Source organism: Nocardia vinacea NBRC 16497 (assembly GCF_000308835.1).
GTDB lineage: Bacteria > Actinomycetota > Actinomycetes > Mycobacteriales > Mycobacteriaceae > Nocardia > Nocardia vinacea.
The window spans coordinates 1-8,549 of sequence record NZ_BAGN01000363.1; the positions used below are offsets into that span (position 1 = coordinate 1).

An 8,549-nucleotide genomic window follows, 5' to 3' on the forward strand; every position below is an offset into this window, starting at 1 on the left:
CCGGGTGGCCGGTATCGAGTCGACGGATTTGTCGCAGCGGGTGCCGGTACCGGTAGCGCGCGATGAAATCGCGCAGCTGGCCGAGACCATGAACGACATGCTGGCCCGCGTCGAGGCCGGGCATCTGGCGCAGAAACGGTTCGTCGGCGACGCTTCGCACGAACTGCGCAGCCCATTGGCCACGGTGACCGCGGCGCTGGAACTGGCCCGGGACCGGCCCGAGGTGCTCGACCGCGAGCTCATCACCGCAACGCTGTTACCGGAGGCCGGGCGGATGCTGCACCTGATCGAGGACCTGCTCACGCTTGCCGCAGCCGACGAACACGGACTCGAATTGCGTACCAGCGATGTCGATCTCGACGATCTCGCCGCCGAACTGGCGGCAACGCTGCGATTGCGCGGCACGGTCACCGTCAGTACCCGGATCCATGCGGTGCGGGTCGTCGGCGACCGGGCGCGGCTGCAGCGGGCACTGCGCAACATCGTCGACAACGCCGCCGCACACGCGCGGTCGCGGATCGCGATCTGCACCGAGGAACGCGACGGGCGCGCGGTCGTCGTTGTCGACGACGACGGTCCCGGTATTCCGGCCACCGACCGGGACCGGGTGTTCGGGCGTTTCGTGCGGCTCGACGCCGACCGGGCGCGGCGCACGGGTGGGTCCGGTCTCGGGCTGGCCATTGTCGCCGAAATCGTTGCTGCCCACGGTGGTTCGGTGACCGTCACCGAATCAGGTTGGGGCGGAGCCCGATTCGTTGTCGACCTGCCCCGCATCGGGGTCGATGAGCCGATAACCGACTCCGCGTAGGGTTTCGATGCTGGCGCGCTCGAACGGTGCGTCGATCTTGCGGCGCAGATAGCCGATGTAGACCTCGACGACATTCTCCGGGCCGTCGTAATGGGCGTCCCAGACGTTGCGCAGGATATCGGTCTTGGTGAGCACGGTTCCCTTGTGCCGCAACAGGAATTCCAGCAGCCCGAACTCACGCGGAGTCAACGCCACGGGGGTGTCGCCGCGGTGCACGGCGCGGCGCGCGGGATCGAGCAGCAGATCCCCGGCCGACAGTACCGCGGGCTGCTGGGGTGTACGACGCCGTAGCAGCGCCCGCAGCCGGGCGAAGAGCACGACGATGGAGAACGGTTTGGTCAGATAGTCGTCGGCTCCCAGATCGAGCGCGTCGACCTGGTCGTAGTCCCCATCCTTGGCGGTCAGCATCAGCACGGGAGTCGTGACGTCCTCGGCACGCAACCGTCGCAGCACCTCATAGCCACTGAGCCCGGGCAGCATGATGTCGAGGACGATCACGTCGAAACCATCCTCGACCGCCCACCACAGGCCATCGGTGCCGGTCTCGGCGACCTGCACCACGAATCCCTCCAGTTCGAGACCGCGGCGCAATGTCTGCGCCAGCAGCGGCTCGTCCTCGATCACCAGCACCCGCACCTGTCTCAGCATGCCGCACCAGACCACGTCGGGCGGTGGCGGCGCCGGGCTCTCAACGTTCTCTCAGCAGGGGTGCGCCATCGTCATGGCATGCCGTCCGAGTCCGCGACCACTCCTCGATCATCGACAGTGCCGTCCTACCGGCGAGCACCGGTGCCTATCCTCGTCACGGCCGTCGCGCTGGCGGCGACGGCGATCTGCCTGACGATCGTCGTCGTCCAACAGGACGGGCCGACCAGCGTCGACGCCACCTGGCTGTATTGGATCGTCGGCCATCGCAACGGAACACTCACCGGGGTGGCCGTTGCGGTCAGCGATTTCGGCGACACCGCCACGATGGCGGGAATCGCCATCCTGGCTTGCGCTGTCCTGGCATGGTGGCGTCAGTGGCGGAACCTGCTGCTGGTCGCGGGTGCCTCGGCAGGTGCGGCTGTGCTGGTGATCGTCGGCAAGCAACTGGTCGGGCGGGCACGTCCACCGGTGGTCGATCACCTCGTGGTGGAGACCAACCAGTCCTATCCGTCCGGCCACTGCCTCGGCTCGGCTGTCGTTCTCGGTGTTCTGATTGTCGTCGTCCTGCCACACCTACGTCGGCGGGCCGTCCGCATCGCGGCGATCAGTGCCGTGAGCTGCGCCGTCGTCGTCATCGGCCTGTCACGGCTATACCTCGGCGTGCACTGGCCCACCGACATCGCCGCCGGCTGGGTCTTCGGCGGCTGCTGGCTATGTATCTGCCTCCTGCTCGCCCCCGCCCTCGGCATCGCCGTATCACTCGACACTGCGACAGCATCGGCGCCGGGACCCCGCGGCGGCCGATTCGACACCGCTGCCAGGGTGCATCCGCGAACATCTACGGCGCCGATTGAGCACTGATCACCGCACCGGCGGATACCCGGTCGCCGCTTCGGGATTCGGCCCACGCGCTGGCCGACCACCGATCACGGCGGAAAGCACGCACTACGCTTATCGCTGTAACCGGACCCTGTCCGACGCCCGATCCGTGGTCATCCCGGACTCGTCCCGGAGAGAATCAAGGTGACAAGGACTTACTGATCGACGGTGAGGCCCTTGGCCTCCAGGATCGCGGCCAGGTTCGAGACCTGGATGGGGGTCTGGCCCGTTTTGTAGCGTTCGATGTAGGTGGCCTCTGCGGAGTCGCGCTCGCGGGAGGCGGCGATTGCGGATCGGATTTCTTCGCGTCGGATGACGACGACGCCGTCGCAGTCGCCCTTGATTACATCGCCGGGATAGATGACCTGGCCGCCGAAGACGAGGGGCTGATTGATGGGGCCGAGGGTTTCCTTGACGGTGCCCTCGATGCAGACATGCTTGGCGAAGACCGGGAATCCGAGTTCGCGGATTTCTCGGGTATCGCGTACGCCGCCGTCGGTGACGAGGGCGGAAATGCCGCGGGCGGCACACGCATTGGCGAGGACGTCGCCGAATTGCCCGGCGGGCTGGTCGCCGGATGCCACGACGAGCACGTCGCCGGGTTGGGCGTAGCTGATCGCGACCTGCAGCATGATGTTGTCGCGGGGGTGGCAGACGACGGTGAATGCGGATCCGCAGAAGGACATGTCGCGGTCGATGGGTTTGATGTCCGAGTCGAGTGCGCCCTTGCGGCCCTGGGCCTCGTGGATGGTGGCCGCCGAGAAGGTGCCGAGTTCGTCGATGAGTGCGCGGTCGGCGCGGTCGATCTTGGTGGTGACGTGAACCATGGTTTCTCCGTGATGGGTCGGGCGGTGGTCAGCTCAGTGCGGCAACGGCTTTCGCGATTTCGGCGGCGGCGGTGCGCAGCACGTCCGCGGAGGTGGCGAAGGAGATACGCAGGTATGACGGCGCACCATAGGCGGAGCCCTGGATCGTCGCGACCGAGGCGGCCTCGAGCAGATACAGCACGACGTCCTGGTCGTCGTGCAGCACTCGTCCGTCCGGTGTCCGCTTGCCGAGGAGTCCGGCGCATCCGATGAACAGGTAGAACGCACCCTGCGGCCGCACCGGTGCGAGTCCGTCCACGTCGGCGAGCAGGTCGAACATGAGGTCGCGGCGCGCGCGGTAGCGCACGATCGACTCGGCGACGAAGCTCTGGTCGCCGGAAATCGCCGCGGCCGCGGCCGCCTGGCTGATCGAGGACGGGCAGGACGAGCTCTGCGACTGCAGTTTGTTGATCGCCGCTATGAGCTGTGGGTGCCCGACTCCGTACCCGAGTCGCCAGCCGGTCATCGCATAGGACTTGGAAACTCCGTTGACGACGAAGATCTGATCGCGCAGTTGCGGCGCCACGGAGAGCAGGCTCGGGGTGCGCTGATCGGTGAAGACGATCTCGTCGTAGATCTCGTCGCACAAGATGTTCACGTGCGGGTGCCGCTCCAGCACGGTGGCGAGTGCGGCGAGTTCTTCCGCGTTGTACACCGCGCCGGTCGGGTTGGATGGTCCGTTGAGGATCACCCATTTCGTGGCAGGTGTGATCGCCGCCTCCAATCCTGCCGCGGTGAGCAGGAATCGGTCCGGTTCGGGGCAGTCCACGACAATGGGCGTGCCACCGTGCAGGGTGACCATATCCGGATAGGACACCCAGTACGGCGACGGCACGATGACCTGGTCGCCTTCTTCGACCGTCGCCATCAGAGCCATGAAAATGACCTGCTTGGCCCCGCCGCCGACGGTGATCTCGTTGTCGCCGAACGTGATTCCGGTCCGATCGAGTACTCGCGCGGCAATTGCCTGGCGCAGCTCCGGAATACCGTTCACCGCAGTGTATTTGGTGAGCCCGGAGTCCATGGCTGTGATCGCTGCGGCTTTCACATGATCGGGGGTGTCGAAGTCCGGTTCGCCGACGGTCAGGTCGAGGATCACCCGGCCCGATGCGCGCAGCTCACGAACCCGTTGTGCGGCAGCAGAACTCGGTGATTCTCGCATCCGCTCGACGCGGGCGGCGAGGGCGACGGGGGACATGCTTTCCTCCTGGGGAGATCGACATAGGGTTCAGAAAGCCAGCAGCACTTTGGCGGAGGCCGCGGCATCCTTGGCGACGGCGAAGGCCGCCAAGGCATCTCGAACGGGGAACTCGTGGCTGATGACCGGCTCGACGACCAGGCTCCCATCGGCGAGTGCGTCGAGTACCGCGTCGATCTCGTCGTTGAACCGGAACGATCCGACGACCTCGAGCTCACGCGTGATGACCAGTGACAGCGGCGCGGGCTGAAGTCCGGTGGGCAGTAGCCCGAGCAGGACCACCCGGCCACCTCGGGTGGCGCCGCGAATGGCGGATTCGAGTCCGAAGCGGTTGCCGGAGCATTCGATGACGATGTCGGCGTCCACCGCGGCGATCGTGTCGGTGTCGTCGGCCTTCAATGTTGTGGTCGCGCCGAGTTCGCGAGCAATAGCCAGTGGATAATCGTGGATGTCGACTGCCGTGATCGCGGCGGCACCGGCGCGGCGCAGCACCGACACCACCAGCGCGCCGATCGGACCGCAACCGATCACCAGCGCGACCTTTCCCGCGACGTCCCCCGCGCGCGAAACCGCATGCCAGGCAACCGAAGCCGGTTCCGCTACGGCCGCCGTTCGCAGCGGAAGACCATCGGGCAGCGGTCGGAGCATCCCGGACGGCAGCACCGCATAACGCGTGAATGCTCCGTGCGTATGAGGGAATTGGGCCGCGCTGCCGAGATAGGTGCACCCGGGCGACAGGTTGGGACGATCGGTGGGATAGCGCGGGCTGTTGCCGCCCGGTGTCGCCGGATGTACCGCCACCCGGGTACCCGGTCCGGGCCCGCCACCGTCTGCGGCCTGCTGGACCACCGTGCCGACCACCTCGTGTCCGAGCAGCATCGGTGCCTTCAGGATCGATTCGCCTGCGGCTCCATGGGTCCAGTAGTGCAGGTCGGATCCGCAGATGCCGCCGTACGCGATTTCCACTACCGTATCGGACGGTCCCTGCGGTGTAAGAGCAATGGCTTCGACGCGCAGATCGCCCGCCGCATGCGCCACGACTCCCAATGTGCGAGAAGGCAATTCGGTCATCGGTAGCGGCGACCTCAATCCTGCCGCCGGACGAATTCGAGCCCGCCGGGCACCTGGAACGTCGGCGTGATCTCGATCAGACCCAGGTTCACATGCCGCGGCGCGTCGATCGCGAACTCGATGGTGTCGGCGATGTCTTTCGTCGTAATGGATTCGTAGCCTTCGTAATAGGTCTCCCAGGCCGCCCGCATCGCCTCGGGTGTGCCGCCGAGATTGCGTCCGAAGATTTCGGTCTCCACCCGGCCGGGGCAGATCTCGGTGACCCGGACACGCCTGCCGATGACATCGTTGCGGAGCTGGCGCGAGATCTGGTGGATCGCGGCCTTTGTCGCGTGATAGGCCGTGTGGCCGTAGAAGTTGTACAGACCCGCGATGGAGCTGATGTTGACGACATGACCGAGGTCTCGTTCGACCATGCCCGGCATCAGCAGCCGGCACAGATGCAGCACGGCACGGAGATTGACATCGACCATGGCATCGACCGATTCCGGTGCTGCGTCGAGGATATTCCCGGTGGCCGATACCCCGGCGTTGTTGACCAGGATGTCGATTTCGAGCTGGCCGACCGCACTGGTGAGTGCGGCGGTATCGGTGATATCGACAGCGAGCGGGATCATCCCGGTCCGTGCGGCCACCTCGTCGAGCCGTGCGGCGTCGCGGGCGACGCCATACACGATGAGGCCACGCTTGGCGAGCGTCTCGGTGATCGCGGCTCCCATCCCGGTATTGGCTCCGGTGACGAGGGCGGTTCGGTAGTCGTCGAAAGGCATGACACTCCTTGTCTCGGGTGAGGCCGTTCTGCTTGTGGTCAGAGCGTGTCGCGCAGGGGCAGGTGGGCACGGTCGGTGACGGTGCTGACCGCCGCAAGCGTGCCGAGGGCGGTGGCGACGGCATAGACGGCCGGGACGTAGATGCCGAAATGCGGGATGAGCCAGGTCATCAGCAGCGGTGCGGTGCCGCCGAACAGCGCCGAAGAGATGTTGTAGCCGAGCCCGTAGGCGGAGTACCGGACCCGGGTCGGGAACAGTTCGACGATGAGGATGTGGATGACCGCGGTGTGCCCGGCGAAGATGACGGCCATGATGCAAGCGCCGAGCACCGCGAGTGCGAAACTGCCGGTCGCGATGAGGGCGTAGCAGGGGATAGCGCCGACGGCCATCGCGATCGCGGCACCGGCGATCACCTTCTTACGGCCCAGCTTGTCCGACAGTGCGCCCATGAACGGAATCGCGATGCTGATCGCCACCAGACTGGCGGCGGTGACGATAAGTGCTGTGCCGGTGGAGAATCCGATCTTGTCGCCCTTGAGGAAAGTCGGCATGTAGGAGAACAGGACGTAATAGCCGGAGCCGTTCATCAATGGGATGAACAGGGCGAGCAGCATGGCCCTGCGGTGTTCGGGCGTCGCGAACGCTTCTTTCAGCGGGTTGCGTGACAGGCCGCCGGATTCCTTGAGCTTGCCGAAATTCGGGGTGTCGCTGATGGCGCGGCGGATGTACCAGCCGATCAAGCCCATCGGGATCGCGATGAGGAATGGAATCCGCCAGGCCCAGCTGCCGAATCCGCCGCCGTGGATGGCACTCGCGTTCAACCACGGGGACATCGTGAAGGCGACCATGGTGCCGGTCAGCAGGGCGAGGAAGGAGGCGATCTGGGCGTAGCTGGTGATCAGTCCGCGTTTGCCCTCGGGCGAATGTTCGGCGAGGAAGGTCATCGCACCGGCGGCCTCACCGCCGACCGAGAATCCCTGTGCCAACCGTAAAGCGACCAACAACACGGGTGCCGCGACGCCGATGGCCGCATAGGTCGGCAGGACGCCGATACCCGCCGTCGCGACGCTGATCAGCATGATGACGAAGACGAGCATCTTCTGGCGGCCGATCTTGTCGCCGAGGATGCCGCAGATCACCGCGCCCAGCGGACGCACGAAGAAGGAAATCGCATATCCGGCGAAGACCAGCAGCAATGCGTCACTCGACTTGGAGACATCGAAGAACACGATGGCAAGGGCGGTTGCCATGAAGGCGAAGATGCCGTTGTCGTAGAGCTCGACGAAGATGCCGACGCAGCCGGCCAGTACGACCTTGCGGATCGAGCCGGACGGCGCCGCATGCGTGTGGTCGGTGGGCACGGACCCGGCCGGGGCCGGAGAGATCGTGTCGGTCATGGGTACTCCAGGTGACTGTGTCGGATGTGGTCTGCGCGAGGCCCCTGCGTGGTTAGGCAAGCTGCCGCCTTCGGGGACTGACCGGGCCGGTGGCAAGTGTTGGTGTGGACGGGAATTCGGAGGCAGTCGTAGGCATTTGCCACACGGGTGCGTAGTCGATCGATCGCGGCCTGCTGCGCGCGGTAGCGGCGCACCGCGTCGGGAATGCCGATGTGCCGGAATCGGACTCGCTGACCGGGCCGGGCCTGGCCCAGTTGCGACAAGCCGATTGCGGTGACGACTGCGAGCACCGGATAGCCCGCTGTCACGCCGCGGCCACGGTGCAGTACGAGCAGTTCGTTTCCGGCGGGCACTTCGACGGCTCCGATCGGTACGCCCCGGGATAAGACCTCGGTCCGGCTCTCTCGTTGCGGGACGGCACCATCGGGACTGAGCCGGAGTCCGATGTGATTGCTGTTGTCGCCGACGACGAACGAGGTCTCGAACAGTCGCGTGGCGGTGCTGCCGAATTCGGCGACATCGGGTCCATCGGTGACATCGATGGACCAACTTCCGGTGAGCACGGGACGTGCAACGTCGAAGTGGAACAACGGAATTCGGAAATGCGGGTGGTCGAGTAGCGGCCCGTCGATCTCGACGTCGACATTCGCACCCGCCGTCAGTTGTCGACCGAAACCGAGTACCGGATCCGGAGCGCAGCTGTCGAGCAGATAGTTCGCGGAAATCGTCCCGTGCACCGCGAGGTAGACCCGAAGTCCGTCGCGAATGTCGCGAACGGTGAGTTCGGTGCCTGCCGCCCAGATGAATGGTTCCCACTGGGCGCGGGTGACACCGTCGACGCATACGTCGGCGGGCGCACCGGTGATCGCGACGAGTAGATCGGTGCTCGCGACGGCACCGAAATCCAGCGCG

9 protein-coding genes are annotated in these 8,549 nt (G+C 65.9%); 2 read left to right on the forward strand and 7 right to left on the reverse strand.

From position 1 onward, the window contains the following. The coding region (locus ON44_RS34420) for a HAMP domain-containing sensor histidine kinase (protein ID WP_040698459.1) at window positions 1–808 on the forward strand (808 nt) is incomplete at its 5' end. Here ON44_RS34420 and ON44_RS34425 read toward each other — a convergent pair. After that, window positions 731–1,444 (reverse strand): response regulator transcription factor, encoded by a 714-nt coding sequence (locus ON44_RS34425; protein ID WP_051182742.1) that lies wholly within the window; start codon window positions 1,442–1,444, stop codon window positions 731–733. The two genes, ON44_RS34420 and ON44_RS34425, sit on opposite strands and share 78 nt — an antisense overlap. Before the next feature lie 90 nt (window positions 1,445–1,534). Between ON44_RS34425 and ON44_RS47245 the strand changes: the two genes are divergently transcribed. Further along, window positions 1,535–2,317: a phosphatase PAP2 family protein gene (locus ON44_RS47245; protein ID WP_083898302.1), complete on the forward strand. Its 783-nt coding sequence runs from the start codon at window positions 1,535–1,537 to the stop codon at window positions 2,315–2,317. Window positions 2,318–2,490: 173 nt separating this feature from the next. Here ON44_RS47245 and ON44_RS34435 read toward each other — a convergent pair whose 3' ends face one another. The 6 genes from ON44_RS34435 to ON44_RS34460 all read right to left on the reverse strand — a co-directional run. After that, entirely contained in the window at window positions 2,491–3,162 is a 672-nt protein-coding gene (locus ON44_RS34435) for a 4-carboxy-4-hydroxy-2-oxoadipate aldolase/oxaloacetate decarboxylase (protein ID WP_040698462.1), read from the reverse strand. Between the two features lie 28 nt (window positions 3,163–3,190). Beyond that, window positions 3,191–4,399: an aspartate transaminase gene (locus tag ON44_RS34440; RefSeq protein WP_040698464.1), complete on the reverse strand. Its 1,209-nt coding sequence runs from the start codon at window positions 4,397–4,399 to the stop codon at window positions 3,191–3,193. A gap of 30 nt (window positions 4,400–4,429) precedes the next feature. Further along, window positions 4,430–5,470, reverse strand: a complete 1,041-nt coding sequence (locus ON44_RS34445) for an L-idonate 5-dehydrogenase (protein WP_040698466.1) — start codon at window positions 5,468–5,470, stop codon at window positions 4,430–4,432. Window positions 5,471–5,484: 14 nt separating this feature from the next. Beyond that, window positions 5,485–6,240: an SDR family oxidoreductase gene (locus ON44_RS34450; RefSeq protein ID WP_040698468.1), complete on the reverse strand. Its 756-nt coding sequence runs from the start codon at window positions 6,238–6,240 to the stop codon at window positions 5,485–5,487. A gap of 38 nt (window positions 6,241–6,278) precedes the next feature. Next, window positions 6,279–7,637: an MFS transporter gene (locus tag ON44_RS34455; protein ID WP_040698469.1), complete on the reverse strand. Its 1,359-nt coding sequence runs from the start codon at window positions 7,635–7,637 to the stop codon at window positions 6,279–6,281. Next, on the reverse strand, window positions 7,634–8,549 hold a 916-nt coding region (locus ON44_RS34460; protein WP_083898303.1), incomplete at its 5' end, for a 5-oxoprolinase subunit C family protein. The genes ON44_RS34460 and ON44_RS34455, both read right to left, overlap by 4 nt.

Coding starts and splice junctions, on each gene's coding strand:
- ON44_RS34450 (WP_040698468.1), bottom strand. CDS start 6,240: ATGCCTTTCGACGACTACCGAACCGCCCTCGTCACCGGAGCCAATACC.
- ON44_RS34435 (WP_040698462.1), bottom strand. CDS start 3,162: ATGGTTCACGTCACCACCAAGATCGACCGCGCCGACCGCGCACTCATC.
- ON44_RS34455 (WP_040698469.1), bottom strand. CDS start 7,637: ATGACCGACACGATCTCTCCGGCCCCGGCCGGGTCCGTGCCCACCGAC.
- ON44_RS47245 (WP_083898302.1), top strand. CDS start 1,535: ATGCCGTCCGAGTCCGCGACCACTCCTCGATCATCGACAGTGCCGTCC.
- ON44_RS34445 (WP_040698466.1), bottom strand. CDS start 5,470: ATGACCGAATTGCCTTCTCGCACATTGGGAGTCGTGGCGCATGCGGCG.
- ON44_RS34440 (WP_040698464.1), bottom strand. CDS start 4,399: ATGTCCCCCGTCGCCCTCGCCGCCCGCGTCGAGCGGATGCGAGAATCA.